This window comes from Streptomyces sp. NPDC012769 (genome assembly GCF_042901205.1).
Taxonomy (GTDB): Bacteria; Actinomycetota; Actinomycetes; order Streptomycetales; family Streptomycetaceae; genus Streptomyces.
Map to the genome: position 1 here is coordinate 556232 of NZ_JBIBCP010000004.1, position 18992 is coordinate 575223.

Consider the following 18992-nt stretch of genomic DNA (forward strand, 5'->3'; position numbering starts at 1 on the left):
GCGGGGGAACCGGAACCATGACGAACAGCACCGACATCGCCGTCGTCGGCATCGGCCTGCGCTACCCCGACGCCACCACTCCCGAGGAGTTCTGGCGCAACATCGACCGGGGCGTCGTCTCCATGCGCGAGATGTCCCCCGAGCAGCTGAAGGCCGCGGGCGTCACCGACGAGATGCTCGCCGACCCCTCCTTCGTCCGGGTGGCCACCACCCTGCCCGGCGTCGAGGAGTTCGCCTCCGAGTTCTTCGGCTACCCGCCCCGCGAGGCCGAGACCATCGACCCCCAGCAGCGGATCTTCCTCGAAGCCTGCTGGGAGGCGCTGGAGTCCGCCGGACACCCCGTCCGCAAGGACGGCCCCGCAGGACCCGTCGTCGGCGTGTTCGCCGGCAGCGCCGCAGGCAACTACTCCGCCGCCCTGCTCGCCGCCAAGGCCAGGGAGTCGGGGCTGCGCGCGGCCGTCGACGACCTCGAACTCACCGTGGGCGGCCAGGCGGACTTCATGACCTCCCGCGCCGCCTACAAGCTGGGCCTGCGCGGGCCCGCCGTGAGCCTCCAGACCGGCTGCTCCTCCTCCCTCTACGGCGTGCACTACGCCACCCTCAGCCTGCTCTCCGGCGAGTGCGACATCGCCCTGGCCGGCGGCGCCACGGTCCTCGAACCCTTCCGCGGCTACCGCCACCAGCCCGGCGGCGTGCTGTCCGAGGACGGATACTGCCGCTCCTTCGACGCGAGCTCCACCGGTACGACGTACAGCTCGGGCGTCGGCGTGGTCGCCCTGCGCCGCCTCGAGGACGCCCTCGCGGACGGCGACAACGTCCTCGCCGTGATCCGCGGCAGCGCCGTCGGCAACGACGGCGGCGACCGCCTCGGCTTCATCGCCCCGAGCCCGCGCGGCGTCGCCGACGTCGTCGCCGCCGCCCTCGGCACCGCCGGCGTCACCGCCGACAAGCTGCGCTACGTCGAGGCCCACGGCACCGCCACCCCGGTCGGCGACAACATCGAACTCATCGCCCTCAACCGGGCCTTCCGCGCCACCACCGACAAGAGCGCCTACTGCGCCCTCGGCTCGGTCATGTCCAACATCGGGCACACCGGCCCCGCCGCCGGCATCGCCGGCTTCATCAAGGCCGTCCACGTCGCCCGCACCGGCAAGATCCCGCCGCACCCCACCTTCGAGCGGCCGCGCGACCCGGGCATCCTCGACGAGAGCCCCTTCTTCGTCACCACCACCGGCGAGGAGTGCGCCGACGCCGACCGCCACGTGCTGGTCAACTCCATGGGCGTCGGCGGCACCAACGCCGCCATCGTGCTCGCCGCGCCGCCGGAGCCGGTACGCCCCGCCGCGCCGCGCCGCGACACCGTACGCCTGGTGCTCTCGGCCCGTACCCGCGCCGAGCTCGACCAGCTCTCCCGCAGGCTCGCCGACGCCCTCGACGAGGGCGGCCTCGACGCGGACGACGTCGCCCACACCCTGCGCGTGGGCCGCGCCGCCTTCGACGAGCGGCGCGTGGTCACCGCCCCGCGCGAGCGCCTGGCCGCCGCCCTGCGCATGCCCCGGCCGCCGGCCGTACGCACCGAGCGGGCCGCCGGCCGCCGCCCCGTGCTCGTCCTGCCCGCCGCCGACGCCCCCCAGCCGTCCGCCGCGCTGGTCGCCGGACTGCGCGCCGCGCTGCCCGAGCTCGGCGACGTCCTGACCGGGCCGCAGGAGACCCTGCCCGAGGGCCGCTTCCCGGTCCTCGTCGGGCACGGCGAGCCGGCCAGGGGCCGCCACGTCATCGCCCTCCCCGACTCGGCCGCCCCGCTCGACGAGGACACCCTCGCCGACCTCCTCGACGACGCCGTCACCAGCGCGTGGCTGCACGGCGCCGAGGTCGACTGGTCCGCGCTTCACGGCAGCCGCGGCCGCCGGGTCGCCCTGCCGACCTACCCGTTCACCCGCAAGCGGCACTGGGCCCTCGACCGCCTCACCTACGACGGCCCGGTCGCCTCCGCCGCACCCGCCGGAGCCGGCACGGGCGCCGCGTCCACCGCCGCCGAGGGCACCGTCGAGGCCGGTCTCGTCCAGCTGTGGAAGGACCTGTTCGGCCTGGAGACCATCGGCCTCGACGACGAGTTCGGCGCCCTGGGCGGCACCTCGCTGCTCTCCGTGCAGATGGTCCTGGAGATCCAGCAGCGCTTCGGCGTCCTCATCAACATCCACCGGGCCGGCGGCAGCCAGGCCACCGTCCGCCGCCTCACCACCATCGTCGAGGGCCTCAAGAACGGCGCCCAGCTCGGCGACGAGGAGGTCGACCCGGCGGCCGACGGCGACGGCGCGCTCGTCGACGCCGACCTCCAGATCGCCCTGGAGCCGCTCGCCAAGCAGTCCGCCCCCGGCAAGGACGTCCTGCTCACCGGCGCCACCGGCTACCTCGGCGCGTTCCTCCTCGACGAGCTGCTGCGCGCCTCCAAGGGCCGCGTCTACTGCGTCGTACGGGCCGCCGACGAGGCCGAGGGCATGGCCAGGCTCAAGGCCACCGCCGCCAAGTTCGGCCTGCCGGAGCCCGACCCGGAGCGGGTCCACGCCGTCCCCGGCGACCTGCGCGAGATCGGCACCCTGTGCCGTACCTACCGCGACGGAGAACTCGCCACCCGCGTCGGACACGTGCTGCACTGCGCCGCCAAGGTCGTCTTCACCGAGCCGTACCGCATGCTGCGCGACGACAACACCCTGCCGCTGGTCGCCCTGCTCAACTGGATGCGGCCGCTCGGCATCCGCGACTTCAGCTTCATCTCCACCGTCGCGGCCACCGCGCCCGCCGGCGCCGACGGCATGCTGATGGAGACCCGCGAGCAGCCGCTCGACCCGCAGCTCGGCGGCTACGGCGTCAGCAAGTGGGTCGGCGAGCGCATCCTGGAGCGCGCCGACCAGGACGGCATGCGGGTACGCGTCTTCCGCCCCGGCCTGATCATGGCCTCCAGCAAGACCGGCGCCTGCAACGACAAGGACCTCATCTGGTTCCTGCTCGCCAGCGGCCTGGTCGTCGGCGCCCGCCCGGTCGACGACCGCGGCATGCCGGTGTCCCCGGTCGACGTGCTCGCCCGCGCCGTCGCCGAACTCGCCATGTCCTCCAAGTCGGTGGGCCGCGCCTACCACCTGGTCGACGAGATCTCCCCGAGCCTGGAGGACCTCTTCGAGGCGCTGGAGGAGGCCGGCCTGCCCACCCGCACCGTCCCGCTGACCGAATGGCAGCGGCTCATCGCGGAGCAGGCCCAGGCCACCGGCAGCAAGGTGCTGTCCGCCACGGCCCTGTACGAGATGGAGGGCCACGAGCTCGACGAGGCCGGCGTGCAGGCCCGCGGCTGGCAGCCGTGGCTGCGCAAGGCGGGGCTCTCCCCGCTGGTCACCGGCGAGCAGCTGCGCAACGGCCTGGCCTTCCTGGCCCACCGGACCGAGGACATCGGCTCGCTGCTCCCGGCCCTGGCGGCCGAGGGCGCGGGCGACGACATCGAGGGGGAGAAGTGAGCGACACCGTCAACGACCGCCCGCACCGGCTCGCGGTCATCGGAGCCGGAGTCATGGGCACGGGCATCACCACCCTGGCCCTCGGCCGCGGGATCGACGTGATCCTCGTGGACGTCTCCGAGGACATCCTCGCCAAGGCCCGCACCGCGACCACCGGCCAGCTGCGGCTCGCCCGCATGATGGGCAAGCTGCCGCGCGAGGGAGCCACCGGGGAGCTGGTCACCACCACCCGCATCGAGGACATCGCCGACGCCACCGCCGTCGTCGAGGCCGTCACCGAACTGGCCCCGCTCAAGGCGAAGGTGCTCGCCGAGGCCTCCGCCGCGGTCGCCCCCGGCACCCTGCTGATCTCCAACACCTCGGCCGTGCCGATCGACGAGCAGGCCGACTCGGTGGCCCGCCCCGAGGACCTGGTCGGCATCCACTTCATGAACCCGCCCTATCTGATCCACACCGCGGAGCTGATCCGCGGCCCGCGCAGCGGCGAGGCCGCCCTGGCCGACGCCCGCGCCCTCCTGGAGGCCCTCGGCCAGCACGGCGTGGTCGTCGGCGACGGACCCGGCTTCGTCATCAACCGGATCCTGCAGCGCATGATCAACGAGGCCGCGCGGATCGTCGCCGAGGGCGTGGCCGACCCCGCCTCCGTCGACGCCGCCTTCGAGGGCTGCCTGGGCCACACCACGGGCCCGCTCGCCACCGCCGACCTGATCGGTCTCGACAACGTGGTCGACTCGCTGCGGGTCCTGCACGAACGCACCGGGGACGCGGGCTACGAGCCCTGCGCCCTGCTTCTGGAGAAGGTCGCCGCCGGCGACTTCGGCCGCAAGACCGGCCGCGGATTCTTCGTATACGGAGGAAGCACCTCATGAGCACCCCCACCACCCAGCAGGACACCGCCACCGCCCAGCAGGACGCGGTCATCCGCGAGACGCTGACCGCCTTCCTGGAGCAGCGCACCAAGACCGCCGTCGCCGCCGACGTCGACCTGTTCTCCACCGGCCTGGTCACCTCCCTGTTCGCCATGGAGCTCCTCGTCCACGTCGAGCAGTCCTTCGGGGTCCAGGTCGGCGGCTCCGACCTCACGCTCGACAACTTCCGCAGCGTGGACGCCATGACGGCCCTCGTCCTGCGCCTGAAGGGCGGCGGCGATGAGTGACCCGTCGGACGGCCGCTCCGCCCGCGCCGAGGCGGAGCAGCTCGCCGCGGAGCTGATCGGCGACCGGGCCGACGCCTGGGACCGGGCCGGCGAGCTGCCGCTCGACCTGCTGCGCGAGCTCGGCGGCAAGGGCGTGCTGTGCGCCCAGGTGCCCGCCGAGCACGGCGGCCTCGGCCTGAGCAGCGCCGACAACGGCGAACTGACCGCCCACGTCGGCTCCCTGTGCTCCTCCGTCCGCAGCGTGATGACCTCCCAGGGCATGGCCGCCTGGACCGTCGAGCGGCTCGGCAGCGAGGAGCAGAAGGCCCACTACCTGTCCCGGCTCACCTCGGGCCGGCTCGCCGGAGTCGCGTTCAGCGAGCCCGGCGCGGGCAGTGACCTCGGCGCCATGACCACGACGATCCGCGCCGAGGGCGACACCCTCGTCCTGGACGGCCGCAAGGCCTGGATCACCGTCGGCGCCTACGCCGACCTGCTGGTCGTCTTCGGCCGCCACGGCGCCGGAGCCGGCGCCGTGGTCGTCCCCACCGACGCGCCCGGCGTGACGGTGGAACGGGTCGCCGACCCCATGGGCTGCCGGGCCGCCGGCCACGCGAACGTCACCTTCGACGGCGTACGGCTCCCCTCCGACAGCCTCCTCGGCGGCGCCGGCCTCCCCGTCGACTGGCTCGTCACCTCCGCGCTCACCTTCGGCCGGGTCTCCGTCGCCTGGGGCTGCGTCGGCATCCTGCGGGCCTGCCTGCGGGCCGCCGCCTCCCACGCCGCCACCCGGCAGCAGTTCGGCTCGCCGCTCGCGGACCACCAGCTGGTGGCCCGGCACCTGGCCGAGCTGCACGTGGCCCAGGAGGCCTCGGCCCGCTGCTGCGAGCAGGCCAGCCGCTGCTGGGACGAGAACAGCCCCGAGCTCGTCACCTCCGCGGTCACCGCCAAGCACCTCGCCGCCGGGCACGCCGCCCGCGGCGCGGCCGCCGCCGTCCAGGTGCTCGCCTCGGCCGGCGCCCAGGACGGCGGGCCGGTGGCCCGCGCCTACCGGGACGCCAAACTGATGGAGATCATCGAGGGCAGCAACGAGATCAGCCAGCTCCTGCTCGGCAAGCACGCCCTGGCGGTGTGGTCATGAGCCTCGACAACACCACCGGCACCGCCCCCGATGCCTCCGCCGCCATCGGCATCGGGGCGATCCACACCGTCCTGCCCGAGGTCCGCACGCCGCTCGCCGAGCTGCCGGAGTTCGCCGGACTCGCCCCCGAAGAGGCCGAGTTCGCCCGCGGCAGCGGCATCGGGACCGTCGGCGTGTGGGAGGACGGCACCGCCGGAGACCTCGCCGTCCAGGCCGTCCGCGGACTGCTCGGCCGTCTCGACGACACCGCGCCCGGCGCCCCCGGCATGCCCGACACCCTCATGCTGGTCAGCCCCCGCGCCCCCGACGTCCTGCTCGGCTCCGACGCCTGTCGCGTCCAGGCCGAGGCCAAGCTCGACGGCGCCTTCGCCTTCACCGTGGACGGCCTGGGCTGCACCGGCTCCAGCGCCGCCTGGGCCCTGGGCCGCGACCTGCTGCTCGCCGACCCGTCCCGGCAGGGCGTCCTCATCGCCCACGGCAGCCGGCCCACCGGCCTCGACCGGGTCCGCTACCCGGTCACCGTCATCGGCGACGGCGCCTACGCGATGACGCTGGTCCGCGGCGGCCGCCCGGTCCTGCGCGCCCACCGCATGGAGACCGACGGCACCTTCCACGACCTGTTCCGGGTCGACTACAAGCAGGTGCCGTTCTACGAGTGGCGCGAGGAATGCGCCTCGCCCGACCGCTACCGCTTCGAACTGGCCATGAACAGCCGGATGCGCCTCGGCCGGATGGTCGAGGAGGTGCTCGCCGAGGCCGGCGTCGACAAGAGCGCCGTCGCCACGACGCTCATGCAGAACGTCACCGCGAGCGCCTACCAGTTCTACGAGACCCTCCTCGGCCTGCCCATCCACCCCGTGTGCAACGAGCACCTGGCCGCGTACGGGCACCTGGGCGCCATGGACGTCGTGCTCAACCTCGACCGGCTCCTCGCGACCGGCGAACTCGCCCCGGGCGACCTCGTGCTCGTCCTCAACAACAGCCCTGTCGCGGCCTGGGCCGTGACCCTCTGGGAGGTGTGACCGTGACCGAGACCGTGACGCAGACCGAGGCCGGCGACGAGGCCGGGACCGTGCCGGACATCACGGCCGTCAAGTGCCTGGTGTGGGACCTCGACAACACGCTGTGGCAGGGCACCCTGCTGGAGGACGGCGAGGTCGTCCTCTCCGACGAGGTCCGCGAGGTGATCACCACCCTCGACGAGCGGGGCATCCTCCAGGCCGTGGCCAGCAAGAACGACCACGACCACGCCTGGGAGCGCCTGGAGCGGCTCGGCGTCGCCGAGTACTTCGTCCACGCCCGGATCGGCTGGGGCCCGAAGTCCGCCTCCGTACGGGACATCGCCGAGCAGCTGAAGTTCGCCCCGAAGACCATCGCGTTCGTCGACGACCAGCCGGCCGAGCGCGCCGAGGTCAACCACCACCTGCCCGAGGTGCGCTGCTACCCGGCCGAGCAGGTCCTCCAGCTGCCCGAGCTGCCCGAGTTCAGCCCCGTCATCACCGCCGACTCGCGCCGCCGCCGGGAGATGTACCAGGCGGGATTCCGCCGCGAGGCGGCCCGCGAGGAGTACGCCGGAGCCGACGAGGACTTCCTGCGCACCCTCGAGCTGGTCATGACCATCCGGCGGGCCGCCGAGGACGACCTCGCCCGCGTCGAGGAACTCACCCTGCGCACCAGCCAGATGAACGCGACCGGCGTCCACTACGGGGACGCCGAGCTGCGCGGCCTGGTCGCCGACCCCGGCCACGAGGTCCTCGTCATCTCCCTGAGCGACCGCTTCGGCGACCACGGCGCCGTCGGCATCGTGCTGCTCGAAAGGCTGCCCGGTGTCTGGCACCTCAAGCTGCTCGCCACCTCCTGCCGGGTCGTCTCCTTCGGCGCCGGAGCCGTCATCCTGCGCTGGCTGACCGACCGCGCCGCCGCCGCCGGCGTCCACCTGGCCGCCGACTTCCGGCGCACCGACCGCAACCGGATGATGGAGGTCGCCTACCGCTTCGCGGGCTTCGCCGACGACGCCTGCGCCTGCGCCGCCGCCGTCACAGGACCCGGCCGCGAGGGCATCGAGCTCCTCCACATCGAGCCCACCCGCCAGGAGCCGCCCACCACCATGCGGCTCGACGCCCCCGACCTGGCCGTCGCCGCCGGCGCCCCGGAGGTGTCGCATGGCTGACACCCTCTACGCCTGGTTCGAGGAGTCCGCCGAGCGGCACCCGGACGAGCCCGCCGTGGAGGCCGGCGCCACCCGCCTCACCTACCGCGAGCTGCGCCGGGCCGCCGAGCACGTCGCCGCCCGCATCCTCGCCGCCCACGGCTCCGCGCCCCGCCGGATCTCCGTCATGGCGACCCGGTCCGTGGCCGTGCTGGCCGCCTACCTGGCCGGCCAGCGGCTGGGCGCCACGGTGACCCCGGTCAATCCCGCGTTCCCGGTGCAGCGCAACCGGATGATCTGCGAGCTGGCGGGCGCCGAGGTCCTCGTGGTGGACGCCGCCGACGCCGGCCAGCTCGACGGCGAGCTCGCCGGGTGCGCGGCGACCGAACTGCGCCTCGACAGCGAGGAGGTCGCCGCCGCCGGGCGGGCCGCCGCCACCGAGCCGGGCCCGGAGCTGCCCCCGTACACCACCGGCCCGGACGACGTCGCGTACGTCCTGTTCACCTCGGGCTCGACGGGCCGCCCCAAGGGCGTGCCGATCCGGCACCGCAACCTCACCCCGTACCTCGCGCACAACATCGAGCGCTACGGGATCGGCCCCGGCTGCCGCACCTCGCACACCTTCGACCTCACCTTCGACCCCTCGGTCTTCGACCTGTTCGTCACCTGGGGCGGCGGCGCGACGCTGGTGGTGCCCGGCCGGGCCGAGCTCCTCTCGCCGGTCGACTACATCGTCGACAACGGCGTCACCCACTGGTTCTCGGTGCCGTCCGTGGTCTCCGTCAGCGCCCAGCTGGGCAACCTGCCCGCCGGCCGGGCCACCGGCCTGCGGATGAGCGTGTTCATCGGCGAGCAGCTCTCTTACGACCAGGCCGAGGCCTGGCGCGCGGTCGCCCCGCACGCCGCCATCGAGAACGTCTACGGACCCACCGAACTGACCGTCGCCTGCACCGAGTTCGCGCTGCCCGCCGACCCCGCCGACTGGCCGCCGACCTCCAACGACACCGTCCCCATCGGACCCGTCTACGACTTCCTCGACCACCTGGTGCTCGACGAGGACGGCCGGCCCGCCACGGAGGGCGAGCTGGTCGTCCGCGGCTCCCAGCGCTTCGACGGCTACCTCGACCCCGCCGACGACCACGGCCGCTTCCTCACCTACGACGAGCACGGCGTCACCCCGTACGAGGGCGAGGGACCGCTCACCGAGGAGCACTACTACCGCACCGGCGACCGGGTGCGCTGGGAGGCGGGCAACCTCGTCCACCTCGGCCGCCTCGACAACCAGGTGAAGGTACGCGGCTACCGCATCGAACTCGGCGAGATCGAGGCCGCGATGCGCCGCCACCCGGACATCGCGCAGGCCGTCGTCATCGCCCTGAAGAACGGCGACGACGTCGAACTCGTCGGCTGCCACACCGGCTCCCCGCTGGAGCCGAACCTGCTCGGCCGCTGGCTGCGCAAGCGCGTCCCGGTCCACATGGTGCCCCGGCGATTCCGGCACCTGGACACCCTGCCGCTCAACCCCAACGGCAAGGTCGACCGGCCGCGCATCACCCGTGAGCTCCTGTCCCACGACCTCGCCGCGGCCGGACCGGCCGGCGGCGGCCACGGAGGCCACCATGGCGCTTCTCGATGACATCGTCCCGCCGCCCGGCATCGTCCGGACCCTGTGCCTGAGCAACTTCGCCAAGACCGCGGGCCACGGCGTCCTCATGGCCGTCAGCGTGCTGTTCTTCACCCGCACCGTCGGCATCCCCGCCGAGCAGGTCGGTCTCGCCCTCAGCATCGGCGCCGCCCTCGCCATGGCCGCCAGCATCCCGGCCGGCCGCCTCGCCGACCTCGTGGGCCCCCGCAACACCACCGTCGGCTTCCTCATGCTGCTCGGCGTGTTCGTCGGCGCCTACGCCTTCGTGGAGAGCTTCGCCGGCCTGGTGATCGTCACCAGCCTCGCCCTGATGGCCGAGTCCTCCACGGACGCCGCCCGCGGCGCGCTCATCGCCGGCCTCATCCCGCAGGAGGACCGGGTCCGCGCCTGGTCCTACATGCGGGCGGTCAGCAACCTCGGCGTCACCCTGGGCGCCGCGGCCGGCGCCGTCGCCCTCTGGTTCGACAACCGGCCCGGCTACGTCGGCCTGCTGATCGCCGGCGGCCTCATGTTCCTCGTCGCCGGCGGCGCCTACCTGACGGTCCCCTCGGTCGCCCCGGTGCCCAAGGAGAACACCGGCCCCCGGTGGGTGGTGCTGCGCGACCTGCCGTACGCCGCCGTCGCCCTGCTCAACTCGGTCCTGGTGATGAACGTCGCCATCCTCACCGTGGCCCTGCCCATCTGGATCACCACCCAGACCAGCGCCCCGAAGTGGCTCTACTCCGCCATCCTCATCCTGAACACGATCATGGTCGTGGTCTTCCAGGTGCGGGCCGGCAAGGGCAGCGAGGACGTCCGCGGCGGCGCCCGCACCCTGCGCCGGTGCGGTGTCCTCCTCGCCGTGTGCTGCGCCCTCTTCGCCCTCGCCGCCGACCGGCCGGTGTGGGTCGCGGTCGCCGCCCTGCTGGCCGGCGCCTTCGTCCACGTCATCGGCGAGATGCTCTACAGCGCCGGCTCCTGGTCGCTCGCCTTCGGCCTGGCCCCGGACCACGCCCAGGGGCAGTACCAGGGCATGTTCGGCATGTCCACGCAGCTCGGCTCGATGGTCACCCCGGCCCTCGCCACCCTGCTCATCGTCCGCCTCGGCTGGCCCGCCTGGCTGGTCTTCGCCGCCCTGCTGCTCGGCGCCGGCCTCGCCGCGCCCGCGGTGGCGTCCTGGGCCGAACGCACCCGCAGGCCCGCCCCCGGGGCGGGCGCCGAAGCGGCCGTCGCCTGAGCCGTCGCCCGAACGGAGAACCCCATGGACTTCAGCCTCTTCTACTTCGCCAACGACAGTACCGAGAGCACCGAGAACCGCTACGAACTCCTCCTGGAAGGCGCCAAGTTCGCCGACCGCAACGGCTTCAGCGCCGTGTGGACGCCCGAACGGCACTTCCACCCCTTCGGCGGCCTCTACCCCAACCCGTCGGTCACCGGCGCCGCGATCGCCGCCGTGACCGAGCGCATCGGCATCCGCGCGGGCAGCGTCGTGGCCCCCCTCCACCACCCGCTGCGCATCGCCGAGGAGTGGTCGGTCGTCGACAACCTGTCGAACGGCCGGGTGGGGCTCTCCTTCGCCTCCGGCTGGCACGCCACCGACTTCGCGCTGCGCCCGGAGAACTACGAGAACCGCCGGCAGATCCTCCTGGAGCAGGTCGAGCAGGTGCGCGCCCTGTGGCGCGGCGAGAAGATCGCCGTCACCGACGGCGTCGGCACCGAGCAGCGGCTCGGCGTCTACCCGCCGCCGGTCCAGCCCGAGCTCCCGGTCTGGGTCACCAGCGCCGGCGGCGTCGAGACCTTCCGCAACGCGGGCCGGTCCGGCTCCGGACTGCTCACCCACCTGCTCGGCCAGGACCTCGACGACCTCGCCCACAAGATCGCCGAATACCGCAAGGCCGTCGCCGAACTCGGCCGCCCCGACGGCTGGACCGGCCATGTGGCCCTCATGGTCCACGCCTTCCTCGGCGAGGACGAGGACACCGTGCGCGCGACCGTACGGGCCCCCCTGGGCGACTATCTGCGCAGCTCCCTCGGGCTGCTGCTCGGCTCGCAGCTCGACGGCCGCCGCATCGACGCCTCCAAGCTGTCGCCCGAGGACATCGACTTCATCGTGGCCCGCTCCTTCGACCGCTACTTCGACGACGGCGGCCTCCTCGGCACCGTCGGCAAGGCCGCCACGATGGTGGAGCGGTTCCGCGCGATCGGCGTCGACGAGGTGGCCTGCCTGATCGACTTCGGGCTGCCCACCCCCGCCGTGCTCGCGAGCCTGGAGCACCTGAACCGGCTGCGCGAGCTGTCGGCCGCCGGCGAATGACATGACCGAACAGCGAAAGGCAGCACAGACTGTGGGCGGAATCATCGACTTCGAGGTGGTCTTCCCCTCGTCGAAGGTGGAGGTGGCCGAGCTGCACGCCGCCTCCGGCGTCCCGGTGGCCGACATCCTCGCCATCACCCACACCGCCGAGTTCCCCGCCCTCGACGAGGACGAGGCGGCCTGGGAACTGGCCGCGGCCGCCGGCCGGGCCGTCCTGGACCGCACCGGGATCTCCCCGGACGACATCGGCCACGTCGTCTACGCCGGCTCGGGCGAGTGGGACCAGCCGTTCTGGTCGCCGGCCGCCAAGGTCGCCGACGAACTCGGCATCCACCACGCCCACTGCTTCGAGGTCACCAACTTCTGCAACGGCGGGATGACGGCCGTCCGCACCGCCCTCGCCGAACTGGCCCTGGGCACCGCCCCGTACGCCCTCGTCCTGATCGGCGACCGGCTCAGCCGGCTCGTCGACCACGAGGACGCCGAGTCCAAGGCCCTGTTCAACTTCGGCGACGCCCCCGCCGCCGTGCTCCTGGGCCGCGACGGCTGCCTCCTCGACGTCCTGACCTCCTCCATGCGCACCGACCCCTCGTGGGCCGACTACTACTCCGGCGACATCGAGGACGACCGGGTCCTGATGCGCCGCCGCGGCCGCCGCCAGGGGCTCGGCGACGCCTACCTGGAGAACTTCCCGGCCCGCGTCGACGACGTGCTGACCGCCCTCGGCCGGCAGATCGGGGACGTCGCGTACCTCCTCATCAACCAGGGCGACAAGGGCATGCACGAGAAGCTCCTCGCCACGCTCGGCATCCCCGCCGAGAAGAGCGTCTTCAACTACCACCGGTACGGACACATGGGCGGCTCCGACCCGCTGATCGCGCTCGGCGACCTCATCGCCGACCGGCGCCTCGCACCCGGGGACCTGATCCTGGTCGCCACCAGCGGCATGGGCTTCACCTGGGGCGTCACCGCACTGGAGTACCGAGGCCGATGACCGCTCCCGCACGTCCCTACGCCGGCTGGAAGGACCTGCGCCGCTTCCTGGCGCCGGTCTCCGCAGCCGATCCGGCGCCCGACCCGGTCACCGAGCCCGGCGCCGACAGCCCCTTCACCCTGCTCCTGGCGCACCACGCCGGCGGCTCCGCCGCCGCGTTCGCCCCGCTGCTGCGCCACCTGCCCGCCGACTGGCGGATCCTCGCCGTGGACCTGCCGGGCCGGCTGATGGCGGCGGGGGAGGGCGGCTGCCGCAGCACCGGCGAGGTGGTCGACTGGCTCGCCCCGCTCACCCACCGCGTGCTGCCGGGACCGTACGGCGTCTTCGGCCACAGCATGGGCGCCCTGATCGCGTACGAACTGTCCCGCGAGCTCTCCCGGCAGGGCCGGCCGCCGGCCTGGGTCGGGCTGTCCGGCGCCCCCGCACCCGGCCACCGCCCCGACCGGGCCCAGCGGCACCTGTGGTCGCGGGAACGGCTGACCCGGTTCATGCGGGAGCTCGGCGGCACGCCCGAAGAGGTGCTCGCCCTGCCCGAGATCGTCGAGCCGATGGTCGAGGCGCTCCGCGGCGACCTGTCCGTCGTCGACACCTACGAGGAGCACCCCGGCCCGCCGCTGCGGGCGCCGCTGTCCCTGTTCACCGGCCGCGACGATCCCGTCGCCGGACCCGCGCTCGCCGCCCCCTGGGCCGGTCACACCACCGCCCGGACCCGCGCGCACACGTGGCCCGGAGGCCACTTCTACCTGTTCGACCACGCCGCCGCCGTCTGCGAGGCCATCGCCCGCGACGTCACCGCCGCCCGACGCCCCCTTCCGGAGCACACCATGCCGTCCCGCCGTCTGTTCACCTCGGAGTCCGTGACCGAGGGCCATCCCGACAAGATCGCCGACCGGATCAGCGACACCGTCCTGGACGCGCTGCTCGCCCAGGACCCGCACTCCCGGGTGGCCGTCGAGACGCTGATCACCACCGGGCAGGTCCACATCGCCGGCGAGGTGTCGACCACGGCGTACGCGCCGATCGCCCAGCTGGTGCGCGACGCCGTCCTGGAGATCGGCTACGACTCGTCCCTCAAGGGCTTCGACGGCGCCTCCTGCGGTGTGTCGGTGTCCATCGGCGCCCAGTCGCCGGACATCGCGCAGGGCGTCGACACCGCGTACGAGTCCCGGGTGGAGGGCACCGGCGACGAACTGGCCGCGCAGGGCGCCGGCGACCAGGGCCTGATGTTCGGCTACGCCTGCGACGAGACCCCGGAGCTCATGCCGCTCCCCATCCACCTCGCCCACCGGCTCTCCCGCCGGCTGACCGAGGTCCGCAAGAACGGCACCGTCCCCTACCTGCGCCCCGACGGCAAGACCCAGGTCACCATCGAGTACGACGGTGATGTGCCGGTGCGCCTGGACACGGTGGTCGTCTCCTCGCAGCACGCCTCGGACGTCGACCTGGACACGCTGCTCGCGCCCGACATCCGCACCCATGTCGTCGAGCATGTCCTCGCCCGGCTCGCCGAGGACGGCATCAAGCTGGAGACCGAGGGCTACCGCCTCCTCGTGAACCCGACCGGCCGCTTCGAGATCGGCGGCCCGATGGGCGATGCCGGCCTCACCGGCCGCAAGATCATCATCGACACCTACGGCGGCATGGCCCGGCACGGCGGCGGCGCGTTCTCCGGCAAGGACCCCTCGAAGGTCGACCGCTCGGCCGCCTACGCCATGCGCTGGGTCGCCAAGAACGTCGTCGCCGCCGGCCTCGCCTCCCGCTGCGAGGTCCAGGTCGCCTACGCGATCGGCAAGGCCGAGCCCGTCGGCCTCTTCGTCGAGACCTTCGGCACGGAGAAGGCCCCCGTGCCGCTGATCGAGCAGGCCATCGAGGAGGTCTTCGACCTCCGCCCGGCCGCGATCATCCGCGACCTCGACCTCAAGCGGCCCATCTACGCCGCCACCGCCGCCTACGGCCACTTCGGCCGTGAGCTGCCCGACTTCACCTGGGAGCGCACCGACCGTGTCGAAGCCCTCAGGACGGCCGCGGGTCTGTAGCCGGTACCCGCTCGTACTCCGCCTCCGCGAGCAGCCCCTTGGTGGCGATCAGATAGCCGAGCTGTGCCCGGCTGACGCTGCCGAGGCGCCGGGAGATCCGGCTGATGTACTCGGCCACGGTCCGCCGGCTGATGCCGAGGCCTCGGGCGATCTTCTCCTCGGTGTGGCCGGCCACCAGGAACCGCACGATGCTCTGCTCGATCTCGGAGACCACGGTCTCGGGTCTTCGGTTGACCGCCGGGTCGACCGGGGTGCCGCGGGCCCACGCGTACTCGAAGACGTTCGCCAGGTACCAGACGATGCTGGGATCACGGACCTCGAGTGCCTCGTCCGGATAATCGGAACTCGTCGGAATGAAGGCGACCGTGCGATCGACGATGATGACGCGGTCGAACATTTCGTCCACGGTCCGGACGCAGCCTCCGGCTTCCGCGACGGTCCTGATGTATTCCGCGGTCGGCGGGTGATTCCACACCGCGTGCTGATAAAGCGTGCGCTGCTGGACCCCCCTCGCCAGCAGTTCCAGATTGCGCCGGACCACCGTTTCCAGGATCTCCGGAGGCCGGCGGCCGCCCGGCTGGGCGGTGAGCAGTTCCGCCTTGGCGGTCCCCACCGCCGCGTCGATCGTCTCGGCGATCTCGTCGGCGCCCCGCAGCACCGTGGAGGACTGCGGACCGCTCTGCCGGGCCCCGTTGAAGACGGCCTCCGCCGTCTCGTAGGACTTGGTCAGGGCGTCCAGCCGGCGCTTGCCCTCCGCCAGCGTCTCCTCCAGCGGAGCCAGAACCCGACCTGCGGCGATCGCCGGAGTGACGGGGGCGAGGAGCCCGGGTTCCCCCACGACGGGCTCCAGCAGACCGAGTTCCGTCGCGCAGTGGACGGGCGGATCGGCCGGCACCCCACCCGTGGCGACGGCGCTCTCGTAGCGCCGGAGCCCCGCCCCGCACAGACCTGGCCCACATGGCGTGCTATCACAACCTGTTTGCAACATTTGCCCCCCTGCGTGATCATGCGCTGCGCATACATGTTAGGGCAGGGCGTTGTTGCGGCAACCTTCCGCCGGAAACGATGAGTGGGCCTCTCCGATTCGGTGAACACCGTATTTACAAGGGATGGAAATGACTCATTCGATTCACAGTGAAGAGTTCCGTTCGGCGGTGGCCAGGCTCGCCGTGCCCGGAATGGGCACCGAAGTCGTCGGCCCGCTCCTCGCGAACCTCGTCCAGCTGCTGCGCCCGCGGCGCGTACTCGAGGTGGGAATGGGCTACACGACCCCGTTCCTCGCCGCCGCGCTCGCCGAGACCGAGGAGACGGTGGCCGCCGAGTCCCTCGCCCTCGCCGCGAAGACCCGCGCCCACCTCGACGCCGGCCGCGAGCTGGACGACGCCTGGCTGCTGTCCGAGCCGCCGCTCGTGACGCCCTCGCTCCACCTGGAGCCCTACCGGCCCCGGCTCGCCGCGGTCGACAACCTCTCGATCGCCGACTCCTCGGCCGGCCGGGTCCGCGAGGTGCTCGCCGAACTCGGCCTCGACGACCGCGTGACCGTCGTCAACGCCGACCTGAAGGACTCGCTCGACAAGCTGCCCGAGGACTTCGCCCCCATCGACTTCGCGTGGGTGGACGCCTGGGAGTGCCTGTGGTTCTTCGACCACTTCTGGGACCTGATCGACCCCGACGGCGGGCTCATCGTCATGCACTACCTGATGACCTACCCGGAGGGCGACGCCGTCCGCCGCTACATCGCCAAGTTCCAGCAGCGCCACCCCGGCGAGCTGGAGGTCGTGAGCCTGCTCGAGTCGCAGAAGCTGATGCAGAACAGCGTCACCATCCTGCGCCGCACCTCCGGCGAGCAGAAGCGGCGCTACGCCGGCACCGGCGGCCGGATCGACTACTCGGACCGGCTGCTGAGCGACGCCCAGGAGCACCTGCGGCTCGTCGCCGAGCGGTGAGGAACGCCGTGACCGCCACCCTCGCCTCCGTACCGGTACGGAGCCGGAGCTTCGCCTTCATCCTCGGCAGCCCCCGTAGCGGCGGGAACACCGAGACCCTGGCCCGGTACGCGGCCGAGGGCCTCCCGCCGGACACCACCAGCGGCTGGCTGAACCTGTGCGACCTGCCGCTCCCCGCGCAGCCGGCCGGACCGGTGCCGTCCGGCCCGGAGAAGGTGCTGCTGGACGCGACGCTGGAGAGCACCGACATCGTCGTCGCGTCCCCGCTCCACTGGTACAGCGTCTCCGCGGCCACGAAGCTGTACCTCGACTACTGGGCCCGCTGGATCGCCCTGCCGGACGTCTCGTTCCGCGAGCGGATGCGCGGCAAGAACCTGTGGGCCGTCACCGCCTACGCGCGCGGCGACGACCGGGACACCGAACCCCTCACGGGCATGCTCCGCCGGACCGCCGACTACCTCGGCATGGAGTGGCGCGGCGCCCTGCTGGCCCGCGCCCACCGCGCGGGCGACCTGGAATCCGACCCGGCCACCCTCACCCGCGCGTCCGCCTTCTTCGACCCCTCGCACTGACCCCGGGGCGGGCCCGCATCGTCCCCGGGCCCGCCTTCGGCGGCCTCAGCACTCGATGATGTTCACCGCGAGGCCGCCGCGCGCCGTCTCCTTGTACTTCACGCTCATGTCCGCGCCGGTCTCCTTCATGGTCTTGATGACCTTGTCGAGGGAGACCATGTGGCTGCCGTCGCCGCGCATCGACATCCGCGCCGCGGTGACGGCCTTGACCGCCGCCATGCCGTTGCGCTCGATGCACGGGATCTGGACGAGGCCGCCGACCGGGTCGCAGGTCAGGCCCAGGTTGTGCTCCATGCCGATCTCGGCCGCGTTCTCGACCTGTTCGGGGGAACCGCCGAGGACCTCGGCGAGGGCGCCCGCCGCCATGGAGCAGGCCGAGCCGACCTCGCCCTGGCAGCCGACCTCGGCGCCGGAGATGGAGGCGTTCTCCTTGAAGAGCATGCCGATCGCGCCGGCGGCGAGGAGGAAGCGGACCACGCCGTCCTCCTTCTCCTCCTCCGAGGCACCGCCCGCCGCGAAGTTCATGTAGTAGTGCAGGACGGCGGGGATGATGCCGGCCGCGCCGTTCGTCGGGGCGGTGACCACGCGGCCGCCCGCCGCGTTCTCCTCGTTCACGGCCATCGCGTAGAGGGTGATCCACTCCATCGCGTGCGCGGCCGGGTCGCCCTCGGAGCGCAGCTTGCGGGCCGAGGTCGCGGCGCGGCGGCGGACCTTGAGGCCGCCGGGCAGGATGCCCTCGCGGGACATGCCGCGCGAGACACAGGCCTGCATGACCCGCCAGATCTCCAGCAGGCCCTCGCGGATCTCCGTCTCGGTGCGCCAGGCCTTCTCGTTCTCCAGCATCAGCGAGGAGATCGACAGACCGGTCTCCTTGGTGAGGCGGAGCAGCTCGTCACCGGTGCGGAACGGGTACGTCAGGACGGTGTCGTCCGGGATGATCGGGTTCTCGCCCGCGACCGCGTCCTCGTCCACGACGAAGCCGCCGCCGACCGAGTAGTACGTCTTCTCCAGGACCGGGGCGCCCGCGGCGTCGTACGCGAAGATCGTCATGCCGTTGGCGTGGTACGGCAGCGCCTTGCGCCGGTGCAGGATCAGGTCGTCGTCGAAGGAGAAGGGGATCTCGTGCGCCCCGAGCAGGTTGATCCGGCCGCTCTGCTTGATCCGCTCGAACTCGTCGTCGGCGCTCTCCACGTCCACCGTGCGCGGTGAGTGGCCCTCCAGGCCGAGCAGGACCGCCTTCGGCGTGCCGTGGCCGTGGCCGGTGGCGCCCAGGGAGCCGTACAGCTCCGCCCGTATCGACGCGGTGTGGGCCAGCAGGCCCTCGTTCTTCAGGCGGCGGGCGAACATGCGGGCCGCGCGCATCGGGCCCACCGTGTGGGAGCTCGACGGACCGATGCCGATCGAGAACAGGTCGAAGACCGAGATGGCCACGGGGGACTCCTTGTGGGGGCGACGCCGTTGTCTGCCGGGGTGGTGCAGAACGAGCAGGAAATGCGAGCAGGGCGGTAAAGGGGGTGGGGCACCGCGCTCACTGTCCAGTGTGCGCGGTGCCCCGGAGCTTTCGTACCAACGGCC

At 72.8% G+C, this 18992-nt stretch carries 15 protein-coding genes and 1 pseudogene; 14 read left to right on the forward strand and 2 right to left on the reverse strand.

From position 1 onward, the window contains the following. The first annotated feature begins 17 nt into the window (after nt 1-17). From ACFY7C_RS23765 to metK, 12 genes and pseudogenes are all read left to right on the forward strand, one after another. A complete protein-coding gene (locus ACFY7C_RS23765) occupies nt 18-3506 on the forward strand; it encodes a thioester reductase domain-containing protein (RefSeq protein ID WP_389653980.1) in 3489 nt (1162 codons plus the stop codon). Continuing rightward, the gene (locus ACFY7C_RS23770) at nt 3503-4375 is read left to right on the forward strand and encodes a 3-hydroxyacyl-CoA dehydrogenase family protein (protein ID WP_389653982.1); all 873 of its coding nucleotides are present in this window, start codon (nt 3503-3505) and stop codon (nt 4373-4375) included. The genes ACFY7C_RS23765 and ACFY7C_RS23770 overlap by 4 nt, the downstream gene beginning before the upstream one ends. Next, entirely contained in the window at nt 4372-4662 is a 291-nt protein-coding gene (locus ACFY7C_RS23775) for an acyl carrier protein (protein WP_389653984.1), read from the forward strand. Before ACFY7C_RS23770 ends, ACFY7C_RS23775 begins: the two co-directional genes overlap by 4 nt. Then, nucleotides 4655-5782: an acyl-CoA dehydrogenase family protein gene (locus tag ACFY7C_RS23780; RefSeq protein WP_389653986.1), complete on the forward strand. Its 1128-nt coding sequence runs from the start codon at nt 4655-4657 to the stop codon at nt 5780-5782. The genes ACFY7C_RS23775 and ACFY7C_RS23780 overlap by 8 nt, the downstream gene beginning before the upstream one ends. Then, nucleotides 5779-6804: a 3-oxoacyl-[acyl-carrier-protein] synthase III C-terminal domain-containing protein gene (locus tag ACFY7C_RS23785; protein ID WP_389653988.1), complete on the forward strand. Its 1026-nt coding sequence runs from the start codon at nt 5779-5781 to the stop codon at nt 6802-6804. The genes ACFY7C_RS23780 and ACFY7C_RS23785 overlap by 4 nt, the downstream gene beginning before the upstream one ends. Before the next feature lie 50 nt (nt 6805-6854). Further along, nucleotides 6855-7952 (forward strand): HAD-IIIC family phosphatase, encoded by a 1098-nt coding sequence (locus ACFY7C_RS23790; protein WP_389654479.1) that lies wholly within the window; start codon nt 6855-6857, stop codon nt 7950-7952. After that, nucleotides 7945-9567, forward strand: a complete 1623-nt coding sequence (locus tag ACFY7C_RS23795; RefSeq protein WP_389653990.1) for an amino acid adenylation domain-containing protein — start codon at nt 7945-7947, stop codon at nt 9565-9567. Before ACFY7C_RS23790 ends, ACFY7C_RS23795 begins: the two co-directional genes overlap by 8 nt. Further along, nucleotides 9551-10792: an MFS transporter gene (locus ACFY7C_RS23800; protein WP_389653992.1), complete on the forward strand. Its 1242-nt coding sequence runs from the start codon at nt 9551-9553 to the stop codon at nt 10790-10792. The genes ACFY7C_RS23795 and ACFY7C_RS23800 overlap by 17 nt, the downstream gene beginning before the upstream one ends. Before the next feature lie 24 nt (nt 10793-10816). Beyond that, the gene (locus ACFY7C_RS23805; RefSeq protein ID WP_389653994.1) at nt 10817-11869 is read left to right on the forward strand and encodes an LLM class flavin-dependent oxidoreductase; all 1053 of its coding nucleotides are present in this window, start codon (nt 10817-10819) and stop codon (nt 11867-11869) included. Between the two features lies 1 nt (nt 11870). Further along, entirely contained in the window at nt 11871-12863 is a 993-nt protein-coding gene (locus tag ACFY7C_RS23810) for a 3-oxoacyl-ACP synthase III family protein (RefSeq protein ID WP_389653996.1), read from the forward strand. After that, a pseudogene (locus ACFY7C_RS23815) lies at nt 12860-13636 on the forward strand (thioesterase II family protein); the annotation flags it as partial. The gene ACFY7C_RS23810 and the pseudogene ACFY7C_RS23815, both read left to right, overlap by 4 nt. Nucleotides 13637-13687: 51 nt before the next feature. Next, on the forward strand, nt 13688-14899 hold the full coding sequence (gene metK, locus ACFY7C_RS23820; protein ID WP_389654481.1) for a methionine adenosyltransferase: 1212 nt from the start codon (nt 13688-13690) through the stop codon (nt 14897-14899). Here metK and ACFY7C_RS23825 read toward each other — a convergent pair. Further along, the gene (locus ACFY7C_RS23825) at nt 14877-15737 is read right to left on the reverse strand and encodes a LuxR C-terminal-related transcriptional regulator (protein ID WP_389653998.1); all 861 of its coding nucleotides are present in this window, start codon (nt 15735-15737) and stop codon (nt 14877-14879) included. The two genes, metK and ACFY7C_RS23825, sit on opposite strands and share 23 nt — an antisense overlap. A gap of 277 nt (nt 15738-16014) precedes the next feature. On the opposite strand from ACFY7C_RS23825, the gene ACFY7C_RS23830 reads away from it, so the two are divergent. Then, complete coding sequence (locus ACFY7C_RS23830) at nt 16015-16845, forward strand: class I SAM-dependent methyltransferase (RefSeq protein ID WP_389654000.1); 831 nt, start codon at nt 16015-16017, stop codon at nt 16843-16845. Between the two features lie 8 nt (nt 16846-16853). After that, on the forward strand, nt 16854-17417 hold the full coding sequence (locus tag ACFY7C_RS23835; protein WP_389654002.1) for a flavodoxin family protein: 564 nt from the start codon (nt 16854-16856) through the stop codon (nt 17415-17417). A gap of 45 nt (nt 17418-17462) precedes the next feature. On the opposite strand, the gene ACFY7C_RS23840 is transcribed toward ACFY7C_RS23835, so the two are convergent. Next, nucleotides 17463-18848: an L-serine ammonia-lyase gene (locus tag ACFY7C_RS23840; RefSeq protein WP_389654004.1), complete on the reverse strand. Its 1386-nt coding sequence runs from the start codon at nt 18846-18848 to the stop codon at nt 17463-17465. Nucleotides 18849-18992 lie beyond the last annotated feature (144 nt).